The sequence below is a fragment of the Parafrankia sp. EUN1f genome, from assembly GCF_000177675.1.
Classification (GTDB): domain Bacteria; phylum Actinomycetota; class Actinomycetes; order Frankiales; family Frankiaceae; genus Parafrankia.
Genome location: NZ_ADGX01000008.1, coordinates 36077 through 58956, shown reverse-complemented (window position 1 = coordinate 58956; position 22880 = coordinate 36077). Strand labels below are relative to the sequence as shown.

General features: G+C 68.2%; 19 protein-coding genes and 1 pseudogene. 8 read left to right on the top strand and 12 right to left on the bottom strand.

The annotated features are described in order from the left end of the window. Positions 1-191: 191 nt before the first annotated feature. Positions 192-1354: pseudogene (locus FREUN1FDRAFT_RS03655) on the top strand (hypothetical protein). Here the strand turns inward: FREUN1FDRAFT_RS03655 and FREUN1FDRAFT_RS40955 are convergent. The 8 genes from FREUN1FDRAFT_RS40955 to FREUN1FDRAFT_RS03615 all read right to left on the bottom strand — a co-directional run bounded on the left by FREUN1FDRAFT_RS40955 (position 1313) and on the right by FREUN1FDRAFT_RS03615 (position 9357). Continuing rightward, positions 1313-1708, bottom strand: a complete 396-nt coding sequence (locus FREUN1FDRAFT_RS40955; protein WP_157474270.1) for a GntR family transcriptional regulator — start codon at positions 1706-1708, stop codon at positions 1313-1315. The pseudogene FREUN1FDRAFT_RS03655 and the gene FREUN1FDRAFT_RS40955 overlap by 42 nt on opposite strands. Then, on the bottom strand, positions 1689-2165 hold the full coding sequence (locus FREUN1FDRAFT_RS47890; protein WP_157474267.1) for a helix-turn-helix domain-containing protein: 477 nt from the start codon (positions 2163-2165) through the stop codon (positions 1689-1691). Before FREUN1FDRAFT_RS47890 ends, FREUN1FDRAFT_RS40955 begins: the two co-directional genes overlap by 20 nt. Before the next feature lie 1055 nt (positions 2166-3220). Then, positions 3221-5626: a cation-translocating P-type ATPase gene (locus FREUN1FDRAFT_RS03640; RefSeq protein WP_006538588.1), complete on the bottom strand. Its 2406-nt coding sequence runs from the start codon at positions 5624-5626 to the stop codon at positions 3221-3223. A 24-nt stretch (positions 5627-5650) separates the two neighbouring features. Continuing rightward, positions 5651-6604 (bottom strand): hypothetical protein, encoded by a 954-nt coding sequence (locus tag FREUN1FDRAFT_RS03635; RefSeq protein WP_006538587.1) that lies wholly within the window; start codon positions 6602-6604, stop codon positions 5651-5653. A 56-nt stretch (positions 6605-6660) separates the two neighbouring features. Then, the gene (locus FREUN1FDRAFT_RS03630) at positions 6661-6867 is read right to left on the bottom strand and encodes a heavy-metal-associated domain-containing protein (RefSeq protein WP_006538586.1); all 207 of its coding nucleotides are present in this window, start codon (positions 6865-6867) and stop codon (positions 6661-6663) included. 245 nt (positions 6868-7112) lie between these two features. Beyond that, positions 7113-7802 (bottom strand): hypothetical protein, encoded by a 690-nt coding sequence (locus FREUN1FDRAFT_RS03625; protein ID WP_006538585.1) that lies wholly within the window; start codon positions 7800-7802, stop codon positions 7113-7115. A gap of 161 nt (positions 7803-7963) precedes the next feature. Further along, positions 7964-8185 (bottom strand): heavy-metal-associated domain-containing protein, encoded by a 222-nt coding sequence (locus FREUN1FDRAFT_RS03620; protein ID WP_006538584.1) that lies wholly within the window; start codon positions 8183-8185, stop codon positions 7964-7966. Positions 8186-8226: 41 nt separating this feature from the next. Beyond that, positions 8227-9357 carry a sulfite exporter TauE/SafE family protein gene (locus FREUN1FDRAFT_RS03615; RefSeq protein WP_006538583.1) on the bottom strand — a complete coding sequence of 377 codons (1131 nt, stop codon included), beginning with the start codon at positions 9355-9357 and terminating at the stop codon, positions 8227-8229. Between the two features lie 1024 nt (positions 9358-10381). On the opposite strand from FREUN1FDRAFT_RS03615, the gene FREUN1FDRAFT_RS03605 reads away from it, so the two are divergent. The 4 genes from FREUN1FDRAFT_RS03605 (at position 10382) to FREUN1FDRAFT_RS03590 (ending at position 13096) form a co-directional block, all read left to right on the top strand. After that, a complete protein-coding gene (locus tag FREUN1FDRAFT_RS03605) occupies positions 10382-10993 on the top strand; it encodes a DUF305 domain-containing protein (protein ID WP_006538581.1) in 612 nt (203 codons plus the stop codon). Between the two features lie 142 nt (positions 10994-11135). Further along, a complete protein-coding gene (locus FREUN1FDRAFT_RS03600; protein WP_006538580.1) occupies positions 11136-11540 on the top strand; it encodes a BlaI/MecI/CopY family transcriptional regulator in 405 nt (134 codons plus the stop codon). Beyond that, positions 11537-12514 (top strand): M56 family metallopeptidase, encoded by a 978-nt coding sequence (locus FREUN1FDRAFT_RS03595; protein WP_006538579.1) that lies wholly within the window; start codon positions 11537-11539, stop codon positions 12512-12514. The genes FREUN1FDRAFT_RS03600 and FREUN1FDRAFT_RS03595 overlap by 4 nt, the downstream gene beginning before the upstream one ends. A 276-nt stretch (positions 12515-12790) precedes the next feature. Beyond that, complete coding sequence (locus FREUN1FDRAFT_RS03590; RefSeq protein WP_006538578.1) at positions 12791-13096, top strand: SHOCT domain-containing protein; 306 nt, start codon at positions 12791-12793, stop codon at positions 13094-13096. Between the two features lie 639 nt (positions 13097-13735). Here FREUN1FDRAFT_RS03590 and FREUN1FDRAFT_RS03585 read toward each other — a convergent pair. Together FREUN1FDRAFT_RS03585 and FREUN1FDRAFT_RS03580 are read right to left on the bottom strand one after the other, a co-directional pair. Continuing rightward, complete coding sequence (locus FREUN1FDRAFT_RS03585; protein ID WP_006538577.1) at positions 13736-14842, bottom strand: acyl-CoA desaturase; 1107 nt, start codon at positions 14840-14842, stop codon at positions 13736-13738. Between the two features lie 10 nt (positions 14843-14852). Then, the gene (locus tag FREUN1FDRAFT_RS03580) at positions 14853-15929 is read right to left on the bottom strand and encodes a ferredoxin reductase (RefSeq protein ID WP_006538576.1); all 1077 of its coding nucleotides are present in this window, start codon (positions 15927-15929) and stop codon (positions 14853-14855) included. Positions 15930-16418: 489 nt separating this feature from the next. Here FREUN1FDRAFT_RS03580 and FREUN1FDRAFT_RS03570 point away from each other — a divergent pair, with 489 nt between their 5' ends. Both FREUN1FDRAFT_RS03570 and FREUN1FDRAFT_RS03565 read left to right on the top strand, forming a co-directional pair. Then, positions 16419-18023, top strand: a complete 1605-nt coding sequence (locus FREUN1FDRAFT_RS03570; protein ID WP_006538574.1) for a Na+/H+ antiporter — start codon at positions 16419-16421, stop codon at positions 18021-18023. A 241-nt stretch (positions 18024-18264) separates the two neighbouring features. Then, entirely contained in the window at positions 18265-19497 is a 1233-nt protein-coding gene (locus FREUN1FDRAFT_RS03565) for a PP2C family protein-serine/threonine phosphatase (RefSeq protein ID WP_006538573.1), read from the top strand. Positions 19498-19655: 158 nt separating this feature from the next. Here FREUN1FDRAFT_RS03565 and FREUN1FDRAFT_RS03560 read toward each other — a convergent pair whose 3' ends face one another. Together FREUN1FDRAFT_RS03560 and FREUN1FDRAFT_RS03550 are read right to left on the bottom strand one after the other, a co-directional pair. Beyond that, the gene (locus FREUN1FDRAFT_RS03560; RefSeq protein WP_006538572.1) at positions 19656-20135 is read right to left on the bottom strand and encodes a MarR family winged helix-turn-helix transcriptional regulator; all 480 of its coding nucleotides are present in this window, start codon (positions 20133-20135) and stop codon (positions 19656-19658) included. Positions 20136-20661: 526 nt separating this feature from the next. Next, the gene (locus tag FREUN1FDRAFT_RS03550; RefSeq protein ID WP_006538571.1) at positions 20662-21093 is read right to left on the bottom strand and encodes a nitroreductase/quinone reductase family protein; all 432 of its coding nucleotides are present in this window, start codon (positions 21091-21093) and stop codon (positions 20662-20664) included. A gap of 436 nt (positions 21094-21529) precedes the next feature. Here FREUN1FDRAFT_RS03550 and FREUN1FDRAFT_RS03545 point away from each other — a divergent pair, with 436 nt between their 5' ends. Then, positions 21530-22792 (top strand): amidohydrolase family protein, encoded by a 1263-nt coding sequence (locus tag FREUN1FDRAFT_RS03545; RefSeq protein WP_006538570.1) that lies wholly within the window; start codon positions 21530-21532, stop codon positions 22790-22792. Positions 22793-22880: the final 88 nt, after the last annotated feature.

Here is a 22880-nt window from a genome sequence, read left to right as displayed (position 1 = left end):
AGGCCATGTCCCCCGAAACCGTCACTACTCGGCCTCGGGCGGAAGCCTCACACTCGTAGGCGAACGCTCAAGAGAGGGAGGCTCCCGTGGCCAACGACTCGAGTACCGACGGTCAACGTCCCGCCTGGGCTCGAAGACTCCGCGAGGAACGAGACGCCCGGGGCTGGTCTCAAGCCGAGGCCGTTCGCGCCTTGCGCGGCCACGCGGGCGCCACAGCGCTAACCAGCGACAGCAATCTGATTCGCAACTGGAAGCGCTGGGAGGCAGGGGAAACCGTCCCAGACGACTTCTACAAACCGCTACTCGCGAAAACATTCGGTACAGTGACCGGTGCACTATTTCCAGCACCGAAATCACCTTCGTCCGAGGAGATCTTTTGGCAGCCACGGGAATGGGCACGCTTGAGATCGTCTCTCGAATGAGAATGTCCGATCTTGGCCAGGGAACGCTAGACGCATTGGCAATCACGACCGAGCGACTGTGTTGCGAATATGCCTCGTCGCCGTCGCTTCAGCTCCAGGTGGAGGGGCGCGCCTGGCTCGGACGGATTACCGGCCTCCTAGACCAACGGCTGACGCTCGCGCAGCACCGGGAACTGCTGATGCAAGCAGGCTGGCTAGCACTTCTGGTCGGCTGCGTGGAGTACGACCTAGGAGACAAGCGGGGAGCCGAGGCCACCCGAAGAGCGGCGATGTCGCTCGGCAATGAGGCGGGGCAGGCGGAAATCTCTGGGTGGGCACACGAGATGCAAGCCTGGTACTGCCTTACACAGGGCGATTATCGTGGAACCATTGTCGCCGGTGAGGCAGGGCAGCACGTGGCGCCGAACTCGGGGGTGGCGGTGCAGCTCGCAGCCCAACGGGCAAAAGCGTGGGCGAGAATTGGGGACCGGCGTCAAGTGGAAGTCGCCCTTGATCAGGGGAGATCGATGCTTGAGCAGCTGCCATACCCCGACAACATTGAAAACCACTTCGTGGTCGACCCTGCGAAGTTCGATTTCTACGCCATGGACTGCTACCGCATCCTTGGCGAAGATCGCCTGGCAGAGACCTATGCTCGCCATGTAATCGAAGCCGGAACCGACTTTAGTGGCCGCGAACGCTCTCCGATGCGAAATGCCGAGGCCAGGATAACGCTCGGGGTCGTAGCCGCACGTCAAGGTGACGTAGACCAAGCTGTCGCGTACGGGCAAAGGGCGCTGCGGGGGGACCGTCAGTCGATACCGTCACTTCTCATGTGTTCTCGCGAGCTTTCGGCCGTCCTGCAAGAACGCAATCCCGATAATGCCGAGGTGCGCGATTATCTCGATAACCTACGCGATGTCGCGAGCCTTCCTGCGCAGACGAACGACTAGAATTGACCCCCCGGCGGCGACGTTGAGCTGACGCGCAACGCTCTCCGATGCCGTAATAATCTCGGTGGATGAGATCTCTAGATCTTCATCAACTTCGACTAGCAGCGCCGAATCAACCCGATCTTCGTTGCCGCATACCGTGGTCCCACCTCGCCCCGCAGTCCGAACAAGATTCTCCATCTGGAGAATCGCTATGGCCTTATCTGCGGTCGGACGTGAGACTCCCCAGTCTTTCGCTATATCTCTAATTGTAGGTAGTTTTTGACCGGGAGAAAGATTGCCTAGTTCGATTTCTTTACGGAAATGATCGGCGATTGTTGCGGAGCCGACGCGCTCAACTGATTCCGCTGACACTGGCTCCACCTTCCGATGCGACAATGATGGTTCCGGAATCACTGGGTTCCGGAGCCGATTCGACCGGCGTTTCGTCGACCGTGTGTCCGGCTGGCTCGGCGACAACCTCGTTCCGAGGCCGTCCGCCTACGCCGACGCGGGTGCGGGATGCGTGCCACTCGACGATGCGGCCAGGGCGCCACATGTGCGTACGTCCAACCGTCTGGTCAGGCTCTGGCAACCGACCACTTTTCCGGTAGGCGCTGACCGTTCCAACGCGGACACCGAGGTACTCGGCGACGTCGGACGTCGTCCACCATTCGAGGTCCGGGTCAGGCGATCCTGCGGTCACCGGGCCATCCTCCCCGATGGGCGAGACGTCGCCAACCGGCAACGGCGCCGTTCCGGCCGATGTTGCCGACGGTGACAGCTCGTGATGCGACGGCGCGCCGCTAGCAGGAGTGGCATGAGGGTGCATGAGGCGGCTCCTGGCGGGTTCGATGGGAGGAGAGCTGTCGGCCTGCTAGCCGCTAGATGGCTGGTCAGGGGCGCATTCGGCTGCTAGCGGACCTGCTAGCGATAGCAGGGGGAACTGCTAGCCGCTATCACCCAACGGGCTGCCACGGTGGGTCACAGGGCCTCGGTGCCGAACGCCTGGTGGAACGCTCAACGCCGGTGATCACGGGGCTGACGGCCGCCAGGCCACGCGAACGAATCCGCGAACACGGCGCGTGGAGACGGGTGCGATTGAGTGGGACGGCGCGGGACGCATGACACGCTCCACCCGTGCACTCGGTGCAGGTCGTACGACGACCGACCCCGCAGGGACGTGATCCGCTCAGTTTGCAAGGCAGGGGTTAGGGGTTCAAGTCCCCTCGTCTCCACCACGCAGGGTCACGTAGATGCTGACCTGCGAAATCGTTCAAATCTACTGATCTTTTTTCTGGTGCGGCAGGGCGCCTGTCGGATCGCGGCGCCGCGTTTGCGCAGGTCTAGATACTCCTGGGTGGTTCGAGTCCCATCGCAGCCTTCGATAGCCTTGCTACTCAGCGTAGTGGCTACCGTCCTGGATGGACGAAGCGTCGTGCTATGCCGTCGAGGCCGGTGGTGAAGGTGGCGTCGTCGCGTTCGGGTGCGCGCGCGGAGCGCGCGGGCGAGGTGGGGGAAGACGGCGGGGTCGACAATCGGGTAGGGCTGCTGCCCGGCGTCGGCGGCCGGGTGGGCGATGCGGAGCGCGTGGCCGAGGGTGTAGCCGTTCACGATGCCGGCGACGGCCCAGGCGTCCGCGGGGTCGAGCCGTAGTGGGGCCACGGCGGCGATGAGCTGCTCGGCCCTCGGCGGCAGCACCGGGCCTCGGGATTGATGCACCAATGGTGCATGCGAGCCGGCCGGCGACGGCGGAGGGCCGTGGCCATGGGCAGACACAGCACCCGGACGGCCGGCGCCATGGAGGTTCACGGACGCGGCGGGAAGGTCGCGCGCCTTTCAACTACATCGTTGGTCGACAGGTTGGTTGATCGAGTGCGAGGGTGGTCAGCCGCGCGGAGTGGCCGGGGCTTGGATGGATGTATTTGGGCCGTCCCGGCGGCGTCGGGGGATGGGTGCTGTCGTGGTGGGTGGGCTGTCGACGTGTGCGGTGAAGCGGCGTAGTCGCAGGCTGTTGGCGACGACGAACACCGAGCTGAAGGCCATGGAGGCGCCGGCGATCATCGGGTTGAGCAGGCCTGCCGCTGCCAGGGGCAGTGCCGCGAGGTTGTAGGCGAAGGCCCAGAACAGATTGCCCTTGATGGTTGCCAGGGTGCGGCGGGAGAGGCGGATCGCGTCGGCGGCGGCCCGCAGGTCGCCGCGGACGAGGGTGAGATCGCTGGCCTCGATGGCGACGTCGGTGCCGGTGCCCATGGCAAGGCCGAGGTCGGCCTGGGCGAGGGCGGGGGCGTCGTTGACGCCGTCGCCGACCATCGCGACGACCTTGCCCTCGGCCTGCAGGCGCCTGATCACGTCGGCCTTGTCGGCTGGCAGCACCTCCGCGATGAGGGTGTCCGGGCTGGCTTCGATGCCGACTTCTGCCGCGACCGTGCGGGCGACGGCCGTGTTGTCGCCGGTGAGCAGCACGGGGGTGAGCCCCAGCTGGCGGAGCTGGGTGACGGCCTGTGCTGAGGTGGGTTTCACGACGTCCGCGACGACGAGGACGGCGCGGGCCTTCCCGTCCCAGGCGACGCCGACGGCGGTGCGGCCGGCCGCCTCGGCAGTGGTCCTGGCTGCGGCGAGGTCGGGCGGCAGCGGTTGGCTCCACTTCTCCAGAAGGGCCGTCCGCCCGATGAGGACGGCGTGCCCGTCGACAACTCCCTGGACGCCGAGTCCTTCAAGGTTGCTGAACTCCTCGACGCCGGGCAGGTCGCCGACCCGCTCGCGGGCGCCGCGGGCGACCGCGGCGGCGATCGGGTGTTCGGACGCGTTCTCCAACGCTCCGGCGAGCCGGAGCATCTCGGTCTCATCCACACCGGCGGCGACGTGGATCTCGACCAGGTTCATGCGTCCCGTGGTGACGGTGCCGGTCTTGTCGAGCACGATCGTGTCGACGCGCCGGGTGGATTCAAGTACTTCGGGGCCTTTGATGAGGATGCCGAGCTGCGCTCCCCGGCCCGTTCCGACCAGCAGTGCTGTCGGGGTGGCCAGCCCGAGGGCGCACGGGCAGGCGATGATCAGTACGGCGACCGCGGCGGTGAACGCGGCGGCCGGGCCGGCCCCCGCGCCGAGCCAGAAGGCCAGGGTGGCCGCGGCCAGGGTGATGACGACAGGTACGAACACGCCGGAGATCCGGTCGGCGAGCCGCTGCGCGGCGGCCTTGCCGTTCTGGGCGTCCTCGACGAGCCTGGCCATCTGGGCCAGCTGGGTGTCGGCGCCGACCCGGGTGGCACGCACGACCAGTCGCCCGCCGGCGTTCACGGTCGCTCCGGTGACGGCGTCGCCTGGGGCGACCTCCACGGGGACGGATTCGCCGGTCAGCATCGAGGCGTCGACGGCGGAGGAGCCTTCGTCGACCACGCCGTCGGTGGCGATCCGCTCGCCGGGCCGGACGACGAACCGCTCGCCGACGGCCAGCTGCCCGATCGGGACCCGGATCTCCGTGCCGTCCCGCAGGACCGCGACGTCCTTGGCGCCGAGTTCGAGCAGCGCGCGCAGTGCGGCGCCGGCCTGTCGCCTGGCGCGTGCCTCGAAGTAGCGTCCGGCGAGGATGAAGGTGGTGACTCCGGCCGCGACTTCCAGGTAGATGTCGCCGGTGCCGTCGCCGCGGGTGATCGTCAGCTCGAAGGGGTGCGTCATCCCCGGTGTCCCGGCTGTGCCGAACTGCAGGGCGTACAGGGACCAGCCGAACGCCGCACCGACACCGATCGAGATCAGCGTGTCCATCGTCGCGGCGCCGTGTCGAAGGTTCGTCCAGGCGGCGCGGTGGAAGGGCCAGGCGGCCCAGGTCACGACGGGGCTCGCCAGGACGAGTGAGTACCACTGCCAGTTCGTGAACTGCAGCGCTGGGACCATCGCCATCGCGATGACCGGAACCGCGAGCACGACGCTGGTGATCAGGCGGTGGCGCAGTGGCCGGGTCGGATCGGGTTCGGTCTCGGCCACACCCGCGGCCGGTTCCAGGTCCGCGGCCGGAGGCCGGGGTAGTTCGGTCGTGTAGCCGGCTGCCTTCACTTGGGCGACCAGCATGGTCGGGTCGACGCCCTCGGGGGCGCTCACCCGGGCTTTCTCGGTGGCGTAGTTGACGGTGGCGGTGACGCCGTCGAGCTTGTTGAGCTTGCGTTCGATCCGGTTGGCGCAGGAAGCGCAGGTCATCCCGCCGATCGTGAGCTCGATCTCGGTGACCAGGGCGTCGGTGGCGTGCGGCGTCGTGGCGGTGGAGTGCGTGGTGGTGGAGTGCGTGGTGGTGCTCATGCCGGCCGGTGTCTCCTCTCGCGATCAGTGCCCGTGACTGTCGTCGGCGTGCCCCGCCGCGGGCGATGTCGTGGCGGCGTCCGGCCCGGCCGGTCCGGTGGGCACCGTGAACTCCGCGGTGCGGACGACTCCGTCATGCCGGAAGTCGAGGAACAGCCGGTAGCGGCCTTCGGTCGGCACGTCGGCGACGAACGGGATGTCCGGGCCGGCTGACGTGTCCCCACCGTCGGGATGTACGTGCAGGTAGGCCAGGTCGCCCTCGCGCAGCGCCACCAGGTGCCCGTGGGCGCCGAGGTAGGGCTCCAGGTCCGTCACCGGCTGCCCGTCCCTGCGAACCGTCAGGGTGAGCGGCGATGCCTGCGCGCCGACCAGGTCGCCGGCGAGAGTCACCTCGTAGCCGTCCACCGAGGCATGGCGGTCCGGCAGGTGGGCTATCGGCTCGAACAGGCCCGGGGCGGTCAGGTCGACGCCCAGGGTGACGGCCGTGGCGCCGGTGGGGGTGAAGTCCGCGAACGCCCGGTAGGAACCGGCTGCGTGCACCCGCAGGGGAACCGACCAGGTCCCGTCGGGTGCCATCGTCGGATGGAGGTGCTGGAACGCGCTGCCGTCGCGGCGCACCACGATCAGGTGCATCCGCCTGTCGTGCTCGACGTCGAAGGCGGTGACGGCTTCCCCGCCGGGCCCGGTGATCCGGAACGTGAAGTCGTCCGTGTCATCCAGTGTCAAGGTCGACACGGTGGGTGTGAAGGTGTAGCCGCTCAGGCTCGACGCCAACCCGCCCGGCAGGTCCGAGGCGTCGTCGGCGGCGCCGCCGTGGCCGTCCCCGCCGCCGTGGCCGGTGCCGCCGGTGTCGGAGCTGTGCTCCGGGCTGGCGGTGACCGCGTCCAGCGGACCGACCGCCGCGCCGACGCCGTAGGCACCACCGATGACCAGGGCGAGCGCTGTGCCGAAGGCGGACAGTCTCGCGATCGTGTTCATTAGCACTCCCTTCTCGCGGGGCCTGGCCGTGGCCGCGACCCGCAGGGGCGCCGGCTTCAGCCGACGAGCTGGTAGCCGGCCTCCTCGACCGCGGTGCGCACCCTGGTCGGATCGAGCTCCTGGCCGCTGGTCACGGTGACCGCGCCGGAGCCCAGGTCCACGGCCACGTCGGTGACGCCGGCGATCTCGCCGACTTCCTCGGTGACCGAGGCGACGCAGTGCGCGCAGGTCATGCCCGTGACGGTGTAGGTGGTCGTGGTCATCGGGAGGTCCTCTCTCGGAGTCTGGTGATGCGCCGGTACTCGACGGGCCGCGCGTACTGGCGGCGGCCAACTCGACGTACCGAACATACCCCCGGGGGGTATCCAGGGGAAGGGGTGCGCCCTTCGCTGCTGCTGGTAGAAGGAACGCGCGGTCGACTCGCCTTCCCACGTCCATCGCCCCGCCCTGGCCGATCGAGCGTGCCGTCCTACGTCACCCGCCAGTGCGGAAGCGCGGGAAGCCGGACTCAGTCGTCGTGAGGTGCGGTGCCGGGGCGATGGGTGTGGCTCGACGCGGGCGCAAGCCGCTCCGGTTCGCCGGTCTCGCCCACTGTCGGTGGTGTGGGGGGCGTCCCGCCTTCGCCGCCGCCTGGGGTCGGGGTCGGGGTCGGGGTCGCTGGATGCTCCCCGTCCTGACCGTGGGAGTGCGGGACGGACTCGTCCGTGGTCTCGTGGCCGTGGCTGTGTGAACCGGCGAGCTCCACTGCGGGCATCGCGAGGCCGGTAACACCGGCGCCAGCGGCACCGATCACGACGGCCGCGCTGAACGAGGAGCGGAACCCGCGCGCGTGCCGGGACCACAGGCACCACAGCGCGAGGACGCAGACCGCCACCTCGAACGCGACCGTGGTGAGGTCGACTCTGTCGACCTGTTCGGCTATGCCGGAGTGGGGGCCGACGGGCAGCCCGGAGGTCCGGCTGACAGCCCACAACAGGACCGACCCGGCGTTGACCAGCAGGCCCGCCGCCATCGTCCGCCCGCCGGCCCCTCGCATCACGGCGAGCGCCCAGCCTGCCTGGAAGACCGCCGTCGCGAAGAAGAACACACCTGACAGCGGCCAGTCACCGAAGTGGCCTGGCGCGACAGCGACATGGGTGGCGGCGGCACCGAGTGACGCGAACGCCGCCGTGATCCTGCCTGCCCCCACATCGGCCATGATCCGTGGATCGGTTCGCCTCCGACCCGTCGTGCGTGCCGCGTGGCGTCCCGTCCGGCGGATGATGAGCGGTGCGGTCGGTGGAGCGTCCGCGGTTTGCCTCATGCGGTGGTCAGGAGAGATGGAGTGCTGCCAACTCGCGTGTCCGCTGCCAGGGTCCGTCACAGCAGCGGCGAGGCCCGGTAGCCGAGTTCTTCGATCGCCTTGACCACGTCCTGCGAGCTGTTCTGGCTGAGGTCGAGCTCGACCGTGGTGCGCGCCTGTCTGAGGGCGGTCCGGGCGCTGCGCACACCTGGCAGGTCCTCCAGCGCATCGTCGATGAGCAGCGAGCAGCTGCCGCAGTGCATTCCTTCAATGTGGAATGTGTGCGTGGTGACGGGCACCGTGGTACTCCGTTCTCCTTGTGCGATCGACGTGGACGTGGTCAGACGACGGTGATGAGGCCGGTGTACATGCCCATGCCGCACGCGTAGCGCAGCTGGCCGGGCTCCAGGACGCCGAGGTCGATCATCGTGTCGCCCTGCGAGGGCAGGATCTTCTCGACGTCGCGGTCAGGGATGACGAACGATCGGATGCAGCCCTGCACGTTGTCCGAGTGCACGACCAGCGTGGTGGGGACACCGGCCTGCACCTGGACGTTGCCTGGGCTGTAGGAGTCGGCGCGAGCGTTGATTTCCACGGTCTGGTGGCCCTCGGCGGTCGAGGCGGCGGACGCGTCGGCCGCCGGCAGCTGGGCGAAACCGAGGGTTTCGGCGAGCCGGTTGGCGGCCAGGGGCGAGCCGGCGAGCTGCAGGCCGCCGTTGAGGGTGTAGAGCCCCATCGCCAGCACGACCAGTCCAGTGACCACGGCCAGTCGGCCGCGCCACGCGGTCGCGGTCCTGCGGGCGGCGTAGCCGAGGACGGCGAACAGCGGGCCGGTGCCGAGGACGAACACACCCATCGTGGCCGCGCCCGCCAGCGCGGACCCGGACGCGAGTGCCAGCGCCTCCACCGACAGTGTCACGCCGCACGGGATGAGCACGGTGGCCAGGCCGAGCAGCGCCGGTGCCAACGCGGCCTGGGAACGGGCGCGCCTGCGGACGATCCTCGTCCAGGACGCGGGCGGTTCCACGACGACGCGACGGAATCCGGGTACGCCCAGCTGGGCGAGACCGAACAGCATGATCAGCAGGCCTGCGCCGATCTGTAGCCAGGTGCGCGCGTCGACCAAGAGTTCCACCGCGCTGCCAGCCGCTCCCAGCAGCGCCCCGAGTGCGACGTGCGAGACCAGCTTGCCGGCCAGAAACCCACCGACCGACGCGAGGTCGTCGCCGAGCTGCGCGCGCCAACCCGGCCCCTTCCCCGCCTGCGGCGACAGCGGTCCTGGAGCAGGCCGCGCGCGCTGGACACGGGCCGAGTGGCGGCCTCGGACGGGTGCGCCACCGGGCAGCCGCGCTGATCCCGCCGCCGCGGCACGCTGCCGGGTGATCAGACCGGCAAGCAGTCCGCCCTGGACCGCGGCACAGGACACCCCGCCCTCAAACAGGCCGGTCACGAGAACAGTTGCGAGATTCACCGAACCTCCGCGACGGCGGACATGGGTACCGAAGGACTCCCGGTCGAGCACCAGCTGGGCGGCCCGTGAGAAGGCGCTGGTACCGACGCCCGACGTCGCAGGCTGGCGGCCGCATACCGGCTGCCGTGTCCGGCGTCTCTCGCAGAGGTCTCCGGAGGAAGGACGGAACCTTGGTTCTGCCCGACTGCATGTCGAAGGGAGCGCCGAGACCGCGCCAGGATCGGCACGCGGTCCGGCGCGGGTGGCCGAAGGCTACGCTAAACCACTACTGCACGTAGTAGAAAAGCGGGTCGGCGGTGACCGGTGGCAGCGCTCTGTCTGGCTGTCGACAGGGCGACGGAGACAGTGGCCGGAATGCTCGTTCTCGATGGTCCACGGCCGCCCTGTCGTCGCGTGGACGGGGCGCGTCCAACGCTCCGATGGGGATAAGTGATCCGCAATACCTACTACGGGGACCAGTAGATAGCGGTCGGCCAACAACTAGCCGCTGTAGTAGTCTCCGGGCGGCGGACGCGGGAGAGGCTGACGTGAGGCGCGGCGAAGCACCGGCACGACACGGCGGGCTCTGGGCTCGACTCACGTTCGTGTCAGCCGTCCTGCTCGGGCTGCTGGCGATGCACGCCGGCCTGGCCGTGCAGGCGCACGCGCTCGCTTCGCCGCCCTGTGCGCAGGGAACCGATCGCGACGTTCACCCGCACTGGTCCCACTCGCACGAACCTGGGGCCGAACCCCACGGCCACCAAGGCACGCTCTGCTCGGCGGTGTTCCGTGACGAGCCCGAGCCGGTTCACGACGGCGAACAGCACTGCCTGGCGGCCGCGCCCACCCCCCTCGGTGCCTCCGCCTCCACCAGGACGCGTGGCGACCCACCGCAAACGCCACCGCCTCGGCACGTGACCGACCTATCTGTCTACTGCGTGTGGCGGCTGTGAGCTGACCGGCGTCGGACGTCACGCACGCCAGCCCGCGCGCTCGACGGCTCCGGCCTCAGCCCCGTAGGCAACCCCGACACCGAGGACGACTCGTGCGAAGAAGACACCACCTTGGACTCGCCGCCGTAGCACTGGCACTGACAGCCATGCTCGCGGCGTGCGGGGGCGACAGCACCCCGGCGACACCTGCGTCCACGACGGCAGGAAGCGACGGCGATGTCAGCGCCAGCGACCACAACGACGCGGACGTGATGTTCGCCCAGATGATGATCCCGCACCACCAGCAGGCCGTGAGGATGGCGGAGCTGGCACCCGGGCGAGCCGCCGACCCGGCGGTGCTCACGCTGGCCCAGCAGGTCGGGACCGCGCAAGCACCGGAGATCGAAACGATGACCGGCTGGCTTGAGACGTGGGGTCAACCCACCGCGATGTCCGGCGCCGGGGGCCACGGTGGCGGTCACGGCACCAGCGACATGGGAATGATGTCGGAGGACGACATGGCCGCCCTCCAGCGGGCGTCCGGTCCCGACTTCGACCGCAGGTTCCTTGAAATGATGATCCGGCACCACGGGGGCGCGATCGAGATGGCACGCACCGAACAGCGGGACGGGCGGTTCCCCGACGCCGTTGCCCTGGCAAGGACGATCGAGTCCACACAGGCCGCAGAAGTCGAAACCATGAAGCGCCTGCTCGGCATCGGATAGCCAAGGGCCCTGGGGCACCAGTGCGCGGGCGGGAGCCCCGGGGCACCTCGGATCCCAAATGCGACACTCGGCACGACGAACGCGAATATCGGTCGTCGCGAAGGTCCTGACGACGACAACTGACGACCGGAAGGGCGGAACGGTGGAACGGCTGGGAGCCCTCGAAGCCGAGCTCATGGACCAGTTGTGGGCGGCCCGCGGTCCGGTCGCCGTGCGCGACGTGCGAGACGCCCTTCAGTCTACGAGGCCGCTCGCCTACACCACCGTCATGACCGTCATGGACCGACTGTTCCACAAGGGGTGGCTCGTCCGAGATCGCGTCGGCCGCTCCTACCAGTACCGCCCTGCGCTCAGCAGAGGCGAGTACACCGCCAGAATGATGCGCGACGTGCTGTCCACGACCGACGACAGAGGGCTGGCGCTGCTGCACTTCGTCGACACCATGGGCCCCGCCGAATACGAGGCGCTCCAGGAGGCCCTGCGCTGGCACCAAAGCCATCCCCCACGGGCGGCCGAATCAGCACGCGTCGAGGACGAGACCTCGTGAGCCTCGCCCTCCTGGTCGTCTATGTCACCGTTGTCGGAGTCCTCCTCCCTCGCCAGCTCAGCCAGGCCGGATGGACCTCGCACGCACCCCGACTGGCCGCGGGTACCTGGCTCGTCGCGGCCGCCTCCGTCCTGAGTGTCGCGTTGCTGGCCGCAGCAGTCCTGGTGACTTCGCTGCACACCCTCGGTGACGCCTTCGTCCTCCTGCTCCAAGGTTGCGGTTGGCCACCACAACTGCGTGCGCCGGCCGGATCGAGCGACTACGCCGGCCTTGTCATCATCGGCTGGATCGTGAGCCGGACTGTCCACTCCGGCTACCTGGTCTGCCGAGCGGCGCGGCGCGAACGTCGTCAACATCGCTGCGACCTCCGTCTGCTTGGCGAGCCAGCCGGAACCGGCGTGGTCGTCCTCGACCATCCGCGGCCGAGCGCGTTCTGCGTCCCCGGCGACGGCGGACACATCGTGCTGACGCGTGGCGCCCTGGACGTCCTCTCACCCGCGGAACTGGCAGCCGTCCTCGCTCACGAACGAGCCCACCTAAGCGGCCGTCACCACGTCATCGTCCTTCTCCCCGCCATCCTCGCCACCGCATTCCCGCGCATGCCGCTCTTCACCCTCGCGCTAAGCGAGGTCCGCCGGCTCGTGGAGCTCGCAGCCGACGACAAGGCGCTGCGCCGCGCCACCCCGGCCACCCTCGCGCAGGCCGTTCTCCGCCTTGCCGTACCCGCCTCGGCCCAGCATCCGGTCACCAGCCCGCTCAACGCGACTGGCACCGCAACCACCGAACGAGTCCTCCGCCTCGTTACTCCACGACCCCGGCGCACACGGCTCGCCATGCTCTCCAGACTGTTGGTCGCTGTGTCGTTCGCGGCCACACCGCTGGCGGCCGTCGCCCTGCCGGCCGCTACAGATCTCGCCTCCCACTGCACTGAGGCCACCACGTCACGTCATCTCGCTGACGTCGGTCTCGAGTAGACGATTCCGAAGGGGCACGGGTGTTCGCGACAATTCGGCCGTCTCATGAGGAAGGGAATATCAGCGACCGGCCCGATCAGTAGGCTTCGCCCCCGCATCGTCCTCGGCTAGTCCACAGTCACCACCGAAAACGCAATAGAGTCGTTCGCCGGACACTCCCGGCCGAACGTCCCCTGCGCTCCGGCGGCAGCGGGTGCACGCTTTGAGAATGTAGGGGGCGCGGTGCGGGTCCCACTGCATGGCCGTCACCCCGCCGCTCCGGGAGGTAAGTGTGTGATGATGTATTGGTATTATCACAATATTGGTGGTTGGGGCTGGTTCGCCATGTCCATCGGCATGCTGCTGTTCTGGGCTGTGCTCATCACCGGGGCGGTGCTGCTCGTACGAGCCCTGATCCGCTCCGACGCACGGAGGCCCTCTGTAACGCGCTCGCCCAGCGAGTCTGGAGCGGCTCATGGGCCAGCTGCACCCTCTCCCGAGGAGATTCTGGCTGATCGCTTCGCCCGCGGCGAGATCAACGAACAGGAGTACCGTGCCCGGTTGGCGACCCTTCGAGACACCACCCGCCTCGTCAAACACTGACCGCCGGGCATGCCGGGGCCGCAGCAGCGAAACGTGATGCTCAGCACGCAGCCGCAATGGCCGCAGCCCCGGTCGATCTCTCGCTGATGATGTCCAACGTGGTGACCCGGCAGGAGGGCAGGTGGGCGGTCACGCGCCCACCTGCCCGACCTGATGCCGTGCCCGTTTCCGCCTTGTTTTGACACGGCGGCCTGGCGTGGGCGCGCGCCTGGCAGTGTGGCTGCGGGTCGCCATAACGGGTTCAGCGGCACGAAGCCGCAGGTAGGCGGCCTGGGATGTTCAGGTGTCGAGCGATATGAGCGGCGCAACGATGTTCGGGTAGTGGTTCGTATTGTGGACGGTTTTGTCCACTCGTCGACTGCTCGCCGGCGACTGGCCGGCTTCGCCGTGGTTGTGATGTCTGCCCGGGGGGCGACCCCCGGACCCCCAAGCGTCGGGCTTTGCCCGACCTGGCGGGGGTGAAGTTGAGCATTGTGTAGCCAGATGTGTAGCCAAGGCTTCCAGCTGCGCCCTTGGCCAGGCTTGTCCGCGGGGGCTCCGCCGAGGAAGTTCTCCACGGATCCCTCTGGCTGCTCAGCCCCAGAGCGGCCATCACGTGGGAGCTCTGGCCAGGCGGCGCCGGCACACGGCACACGCGGCTCAGGTGGAGGTGACCGGCTCCGACGAGGTCTCGCCTGCCGTGGGCCGAGTGGCCCCGGGTAGCGCCAGACGCAGGATGCGTCTCCAGACGTTCGCGGTCTGCCGGGGAAGCGAGCCGGTCGTGTACGGGAGGCCGAACCGCTCGCACAGGTCGCGGACCTGAGGGGCGATCTGCGCGTACCGATTGCTGGGCAGGTCGGGAAAGAGGTGGTGCTCGATCTGGTGGCTGAGGTTACCGCTGAGGAGGTGAAGCACCGCTGGGCCGTTGATGTTCGCGGATCCAAGCAGCTGCCGCAGGTACCACTCCGCTCGGCTCTCGCCTTCGATCTCCTCCTCGGTGAAGGTCCTGGTGCCGCCGGGAAAATGGCCGCAGAAGATGATGGTATGCGCCCAGATATTCCTGGAGATGTTCGCGGTGAGGTTGCCGAGCAGTACGGGGAGAAACGCCGGTCCGGCGAGCAGCGGAAATACGACGTAATCTTTTCTGCCCTGGCGGAAGACCTTCATGAGAGCGCTGCCGAGGTGATTCAGGGTCTCGCCGAGGTCCTTTTCTCGACGCCAGGCCTTTTCGATCTCGACATCGTAGAGGGCGATTCCCCACTCGAAGACCACCGCGAGCGCCAGGTTGTACAGCGGCTGCGCCAGGTAGATGGGGTGCCACGGCTGCTCGGGAGTCACCCTGAGCATACTGTACCCGAGGTCCCGATCTCGCCCGAGAACGTTCGTGTAGGTATGGTGAACATAGTTGTGCGAATATTTCCACTGGGCAGCGGGAGACGCCGAATCCCATTCCCAGGTGGTGGAGTGTATCTGCGGGTCGCGCATCCAGTCCCACTGCCCGTGCAGGACGTTGTGCCCGATCTCCATGTTCTCAAGAATCTTGGCGAGGGTGAGCATCGCCGTACCGGCCAGCCATGCCGGCGGAAGCAGGGAGGCGAGCATTACCAGTCGGCCGCCGGCCTCCAGTCCGCGTTGCGCCGCGATCACCCGTCGGATGTACCGGGCGTCGTCCTCTCCCCTGCTCGCGAGGACCTCCGCGCGAAGGCGGTCGAGCTCCTCGCCGAGTTCCTCGATGTCACCGGCGCTGAGGTGGGTCGATGCTGCCATCCGTCGCTCCTCACAGATCGATGTCGACGTCGCGGGCCGGAGCGGACACACAGGTCGGGATGAGATCGCCCGGAATGCCGTGCTCCTCGCCGGTGCGCAGATTGCGGACCTGGCCCCTGACAAGCGGAGCGAGACAGCTGTGGCAGACACCCATCCGGCAGCCGCTGGGCATGATGACGCCCGCGTCCTCACCCGCGATCAGCAATGAGGTATCCCCGCTCACGGTCGTCTCCCGACTGCTCCGGGCGAAGCGCACCCGCCCTCCCTGCCCGCCGGGGAATGTCACCGGATGGAATCTCTCCGTGACCAGTCGATCGCCGATGCCGGACTCCCGCCAGTACGACTCGGCATCGTCGATCATCCCGCGTGGCCCGCACACCCAGGCCAGCCGCTCCGGGAGGTCGGTGCAGATCGCGGAAAGCCCGGCCATCGTCAGCCGCGCCACGGGCCGGCCGTCGGTCGGGCGGGTGTGGTGCTCATACAGGCTCATCGTTGGGAAGCGGGCCGCCATCCGGCGAAGTTCCGCACCGAAGATGACCTCCGACGCGTTCCGCGCAGAATGCGCGAGGAAGACGTCGGGCATCGCCCCGCCCTCGGCGAGGTGCCGGAGCATCGACATCACCGGAGTGATCCCGCTGCCGGCGGTCACGAAGAGCAGGCGGGCCGGCGGCGCGTCTGGCAGCACGAACCGTCCCGAAGGGTGCCCGAGCCGAAGGATCTGGCCCGGGCGAAGCCCGTGCACGATATGCCGGGACACCAGACCATCCGGCCTGGCTTTCACCGTGAGGGCGATGAGGCCATCCGGGCGGCCGGGCGGAGACGACAGTGAGAAGGTCCGCCGATGCCACACGCACTCGATGCTCACGCCGACACTGACGTGCTGACCCGCCAGGCCCCCTCGCCAGCCCCGCCCGGGCCGGACAACGACCGTCGAGGTGTCGGACGTCTCCGGGATAATCTTCGCGACACGCCCGGACAGCTCGCGCCGTGACCATAGCGGATTAATTATCGCCCAGTAGTCGTCCGGTCTCAGTGGACATGTCATGGTGTCCGCGACGGCGCCGAGGAGCCCCCTGATGCCCAGCATCACTCTCCTCGTGTCGCGGGCGGGCGGTTGATGGAATTTGCCACCGATTTCGGCGAGGGCATATTCGGGCCCGCCAGCTGGCAGGTTACACGGTAACCCCACCTCCGCCTCGTCGACCATACTGATGGGAAGACACCGGGAAAGACATCCGCGAAGCCGACGCAGTGGCCCGGGATCGCTTCGGCGCCGTGGAAGCCCGGGGCGACGCATCCACGGCTTGGGAGAGTTCTCGCGTAGCATGGCGGTATGGTGGGTAATGATCTGTTGACGACCGCGGGCATCGCCCACCGGTTGGCTATTTCGGCGGAACGGGCCAGGCGGCTGTGTCTCCGGGCGGATTTTCCCAGGCCGGTTCATTCGGCGCCGTATTTTGATCTGTGGCGGGTGAGTGACATCGAGACCTGGCTTCTGGAGGGCCGCCAGCCTGACTACTGACCGAGCCGCCGTCTCCTGCCCGCGTGTGCATCCGTGTCCGATCAAACGTGAAGCATGCTCGACGGGATAGCGTTCGGCCTGCTCGCGATGGCCCTCGTGGTGGGGGCGGCCTTGGCCGCGCGCCGGTTCGGTCTCCCAGCCCCGGTGCTCCTTGTCGGCGCCAGCGCCGTCTACACGCTGCTGCCCGGCCCGGACCTGCGGCTTGAACCCGACATCATCCTGGTGCTGGTCATCCCGCCGTTGCTGTTCTCCGCCGCGCTGGGCGCGAGCCTGCTGGAGATCCGGGCGAATCGGCGGGCGGTGATCTCGCTGTCCGTCCTGCTCGTCGTTGCTACCACGCTCGTCGTCGGCGGCCTGCTGGTGGCGGTGGTACCGGGTCTGCCATTCGCCGCAGCCTGCGCCCTTGGCGCGGCGCTGGCGCCCCCGGACGCCGTGTCGGCTCTGTCCATCGGACGACGCGTCGGCCTGCCGGACAGGCTGCGCACCGTCATCGAGGGCGAAAGCCTGCTCAACGACGCGACGGCGCTGACCTTGTACACGGTGGCGGTCGCCGCGGTCGTCAACGGTCCGTTCGACGTCCCGTTCGACGTCCCGTTCGTCATCGGACGGTTCCTGGCCGCTGTGTTTGGCGGTTTCGTCGGGGGGATCGCCGTCGCCTGGCTCATCGGGCAGCTGCGGCGCCGGATCGAGGAGCCGGTCGCCGAGACCGCGGTCTCCCTGGCGACCCCTTTCGCTGCCTACCTGCCGGCCGAGGCCATGCACGCCTCCGGTGTCCTCGCCGTCGCCACCGCTGGGCTCGTCCTGGGCCACCAGTCCCGGCAACTGCTCTCCGGCGCTGCCCGGCTGCACGCCCTCGCGGTTTGGCGCCTGGTGGACCTCCTGCTCGAAGGATTCGTATTCCTCCTCATCGGCCAGCAGTTCGTCGCCGTCGTTCCCGCCATCGCGGACTATTCCGTGGGCACTGTTCTGGCCGCCGCCGCGGTGACGATCGGCGGGGTGCTCCTGACCCGAGTGTTCTGGCTGCTGCTCCCCGCCCTGCTGCCGACGCGGCTTCGATTCCTCTCTCCGCACCCTCACCTGTCCGGCCGTGAGCTCGTGGCACTTTCCTGGTCCGGTATGCGGGGCGTGATCTCGCTCGCCGCCGTGTTCGCGCTGCCGCTGTCCACCGACGCCGTCGCATTCCCACACCGCGACCTGCTGCTGTTCTGCGCCTACAGCACCGTCCTGCTCACCCTCGTCGGGCAGGGCCTGACCTTCGGGCCGCTGCTACGGCGGCTGGGAGTGCGGCCCGACGCCGACGAGGGCCGGCGCCAGCGCGCCCGGGCCCGGGCCGCGGCGGCCGAGGCCGGCCTGCGAACGCTCAGGTCCCTGCAGGCGCACGAGCCGATTCCCGACGTTCTCGTCGAGCGGCTCAGCAGAGCCGCGGAGGACCGGAAACAACGCAGCGAGGACAGCCTGAAGGCGTTGAACGCCCCTTCCGACGAGCAGATTCTCCCCGAGAGCCCGACAGACACGTTTGGCCGCGTCCGACGGGCGATGATTGAGGCCGAGCGTGACGAGCTTCAGCTCTGGCGGGACTCCGGGCAGCTTTCCGACATCTCCCTCCGCCACCTCGAAAACGAACTCGACCACGAGGAAGGTGCGCTTCCTCCGCCCTGAACGAATCCGCCCCGGAACCAAATAGGCCCGGCGGCTCACCAACCACTGCTGGTGACCGGTGCGACTGACGGAAATAGTGGAAGTATCCTCGTCCATTACAGGAAATGATTTTCTTGTCTATTTCTGCACCGAAATACGGAAAGCGACAGAGATATCACTTCCAGGTTGATGCGTGCCGTTCCGGGGGTCGGCGTGGTCGGGCGGGCCAAAATCCTCGGTGGTGGATATCATAGGGGGTGTGTTGCTGTCCGGGTCGATCGACTTGCGGGAGCTGCTGACAGCGGTAGAGCGTGCTGCTCCTGCCGATGTTGTGCAGGCGGTGGCCGGTGAGCTGGCCCGGACGATCGGCGCGCTGGAGGTCTCCTTTCTGATCGCGGACTATGCGGGCGGTTACCTGGCACGGTTGGCCCAGAGGCGTCGACATGCGGACGACGACACGACGGAGCGGGTGCCGGTGGAGGGCACTGTTGAGGGGCGGGTGATGCGAACTCAACGGGTACAGGTTGATCATTGTGAGTCCAGTACGCACGTATGGGTTCCCGTCACGGCCCGGGGTGAGGCGATCGGGGTGCTGGAGGCTCGGCTGCCCGCAGGCTCCTCCGCCGATGCAATCGATGCCGTGGCTACCGTCGGGCATGCGCTGGCCTACATTGTGATAACCAGTCGGCGCTATACGGATCTGTTCGAGTGGGGTCAGCGTTCCGTCCCGCTGGGCTTGGCCGCGGAGATTCAGCGTCGGCTGCTACCGGAGTCGTTCACCTGTGAGGGCGCCCAGGTGACAGTGGCAGGCTGGCTGGAGCCCGCTGGGGCGGTGGCGGGCGACACCTTTGACTACAGCTTCGAGCGTTCCCGGCTGGATGTGTCACTGACCGATGCGATGGGGCATGGGTTGACCGCGGCGCTGCTGGCGACCCTTCTGGTCAGCAGCCTGCGTAACGTCCGTCGCCGAGGTGGAGATCTCGCCGAGCAGGTCACACGTGCGAACACGATGATGGCCGCGCAGATCAGCTCCGACCAGTTCGTCACCGGCCTGTTGCTGCAGGTCGATCTGCTCTCCGGTGCCGCCGCGGTGGTGAACGCGGGGCATGTGCCGTTCTATCTGCTGCGGGAAGGTCATGTACAGGTGCTTTCCTTCCCGGCGGATCCTCCGTTTGGCATGTTCGAGGATGGGCGTTACAGCATCCACGGTTTTCTGCTCGTTCCCGGAGACCGGCTGCTGTTGGTCACCGACGGCATGATGGAACGCAACGCCGCACGAGTCGATCTGCCCGCCGCGCTCGTTGAGACACGGGACCTGCATCCAAGGGAGCTCGTCCAAGATCTCACCAGCAGGGTCCTGCGGGCCACGAAGAACGACCTGGCCGACGACGCGACAGTCTTCTGTCTGGACTGGTACGGCGGCGGCGGCGGCAGCCAGCCACTACGCAGGGTCGCCAGCGGGGCGGATCCCTCTCTTGCCTCGCCCGCACTCTGAGGTGTGGAGGGCGCGCAGCCGGCCACGGTTGGTGGATTCCAGCACCTGAAATGCCCTCTGGCGCGCGAACGTAGATCCTTCCCCGCTGGGATGAGGATCTGCGCCGCCGGGTGGTCCGGCCGCACCGGGCCTGAGCGTGGCCGGTGCTGCCCGCCTGCTTACCTCGCCGCGTTCACTTTCTCGGGCATCGGGTTCTCGATCCGGTGCTGGATGCTGCGGTTGAGGCGGCTCAACGACCGGACGAGTTCGCTGATCTCGGTGGGGTCCCAGTCGGTGAGGACGCGCTCCAGGCCGCGTACCGACCACGAGCGGTGCTGGTCCAGCCGCTCCCTGCCGTACGGGGTGAGCCGGAACATTCGCGCCATGCCACCGGCGGGGTCGAGGATGCGCTCGACGAGCCCGGCGCGCAGCATGGCCGCGGTCTGCCGGTTCACGGTGGAGGCGTTGAGCCGGAAGGTCTCGGCCAGCTGCCCGATGGACTGGGGGCCCGCGCTCTCGAGCCGGCCCATCAGGAGATATGCACTGCGCTCCAGCTGTTGGCTGCCCGGGTCCCAGCCACCGGCGAACGCTCCCATGGATGGGTGACGCGTCAGGAGCACAAGCTCGTGTTCGAGCTGGGCGATCTCCCGTTCACTCAATTCCCGTCTCCTCCTTCGGCTGACAGACAGGCCACCCGCAGGTGTGCCGCCTTCCTATCAATGTGCCGCTTCACAGGCGATTCAATGCGCCGCTTAACGGGTGATCGGAGCAGGCGCAGCCACTGGAGCCGCCGCCGGGGCGGAAGCCGGGGTGGCGGCCGGGACGGGGGCTTGCAGCCTCGGGATGGCGAGCTCCACGAGCGCGGCCAGGGCCGCGCTGCCGGCACAGATCGCCAGGCACACCCGGATGCCGTTCTCCGCCGGGACCGGCTCCGTTCGTGTGACCTTGACCGATGGGCGCGATGCTTGTGCGCAGATGTGCACTATGCATGACTAGCGCAGGGAGCAGGTGCTGTGCACAGTGCATGTGTCGTGCGACACGCATGTGCTGTCGACGTCGCGTCCAGGTGCGGTGCCCCGCCGAAGCTGACGGGGCACCGGATTCGGTGTGGAGCCGGTTCCGGAGTGGAGCTGGTTCTCGCGTGGAGCTGGTTCTCGCGTGGAGCTGGGCGGAGCCGCCGTCCGGTCAGGCGCCCTTGGTGGGGACGAGCGCGACGACCGGTATGACCCGGGACGTCAGATTCTGGAAGTGCTCGAACTGCGGGTTGCGGGCGGCCTGGCGCGCGTAGATCGAGCTGCGCTCGCCGCCGTGCAGCTCGACGGCGGTCACCTGCAGGACCTTGCCGTCGACCTCGATGGTGGCGGCGGGGTTGGCCCGCAGCTGGCCCAGCCAGCGGGGATCCTCGTCGGCGCCGTCGTTGGCGGCGAAGACGTAGTAGCGGCCCTTGTCGGGGTAGAAGTTCAGCGGGCACACGTGCGGTGACCCGTCCGGCTCGGGGCCGCTGTCCAGCAGCAGCAGCGTGGCGCCCTCGAAGAGGCCCGCAGGTCGGCCCCCGTTGGCCCGGAACTCCTCGATGAATTCCTTGATCTCCTGCGCGCTGTACATCTTCCTGCTCATCAGCCCGCCTCTGCGTGGATGCCGATCCCTGACGCGGTGTCGGGATCATCGGAGAAAAGCACCCTGGTTACGTCCCGGACCCAGGCCACCACCGTGCGACGTTCTTCACGTGGTGGGCGCGGCGCACGGCGCCTCGACGATGCCTTTACGGCGCCTGATCGATGGCGCCCGCGCGCACGGTGGGTCACTGTTGGAGATGGATGGCGACCTGGCCGGCCGGCCGGACGGGGATCGGCACGGGAATCGGTCGGCTCCCCGTCGCGCCGGGCTGGCATGACGCATCGACGCAACGCGGCTACGAGGCGCAGGGTTTGTGCTGGTGCTGGCCGGTTTCGCGTGTTTCCTGGCCGACTGTGCGGAGACGGTCAGAAGCGGAGAGCGTAGAAGTAATGGTGTGGTCGGGAGCACACTCCCGTACGGGAGGTCGAGGAGGCCCATGAACATCGACGACATGATCCTGGTGAGCATCGACGACCACGTGGTCGAGCCGCCCGACATGTTCAAGAACCACGTTCCGGCGAAGCTGGCGGACCAGGCGCCGCATGTCGTTCGCAACGACAAGGGCGTCGACCAGTGGATCTACCAGGGCCGGGTCACCGGTGTCAGCGGCCTGAACGCGGTCGTCTCCTGGCCCGCCGAGGAGTGGGGCAAGGACCCGGCCGGGTTCGCGGAGATGCGCCCGGGTGTGTACGACATCCATGACCGGGTGCGGGACATGGACCGCAACGGCATCCTGGCCTCGATGTGCTTCCCGACCTTCGCGGGGTTCTCGGCCGGGCACCTCAACCACTACAAGACCGACACCACCGTCACCATGATCCAGGCGTACAACAACTGGCACATCGACGAGTGGGCCGGCACCTACCCGGGCCGGTTCATCCCGCTCGCGCTGCTGCCCACCTGGGACCCGCAGCTGATGGTGAACGAGATCCGCCGGGTCGCCGCCAAGGGCTGCCGCGCCGTCACGATGCCGGAGCTGCCGCACCTCGAAGGCCTGCCCAGCTACCACAACCTGGAGTTCTGGGCGCCGGTGTTCGAGGCGCTGTCGGACACCGGCCTGGTGATGTGCCTGCACATCGGCACCGGTTTCGGCGCGCTGAAGCTGGCGCCCGACGGCCCGATCGACAACCTGATCATCCTGGCGTGCCAGATCTCGTCGCTGGCGGTGCAGGACCTGCTGTGGGGCCCGGCGATGCGCAACTACCCGAACCTGAAGTTCGCGTTCTCCGAGGGCGGCATCGGCTGGATCCCCTTCTACCTGGACCGCTGCGACCGGCACTACACCAACCAGAAGTGGCTGCGCCGCGACTTCGGCGGCCGGCTGCCCAGCGAGGTGTTCCGCGAGCACTCGCTGGCCTGCTACGTCACCGACCCGACCTCGCTGAAGCTGCGCCGCGAGATCGGCATCGACAACATCGCCTGGGAGTGCGACTACCCGCACTCCGACTCGATCTGGCCGGACGCACCCGAGTTCGTCCTCAACGAGCTCGAGCAGGCCGGGGCGAACGACGAGGAGATCAACAAGATCACCTGGGAGAACGCCTGCCGGTTCTTCAACTGGGACCCGTTCGCCGAGATCCCCCGTGAGCGGGCCACCGTCGGCGCCCGGCGCGCCATCGCCACGGACGTCGACACCGCCATCCGCTCCCGCAAGGAGTGGGCGCGCCTCTTCGCCGAGAAGCAGGCGCAGAGCGCCTGAGGCAGCGAGTACGGGAGGGGTCGCCGGTCACCCGGCGGCCCCTTTCGCGTGTTCGGGGCCCGGCTCGCCGGCCGGCTGACAGGCTGGC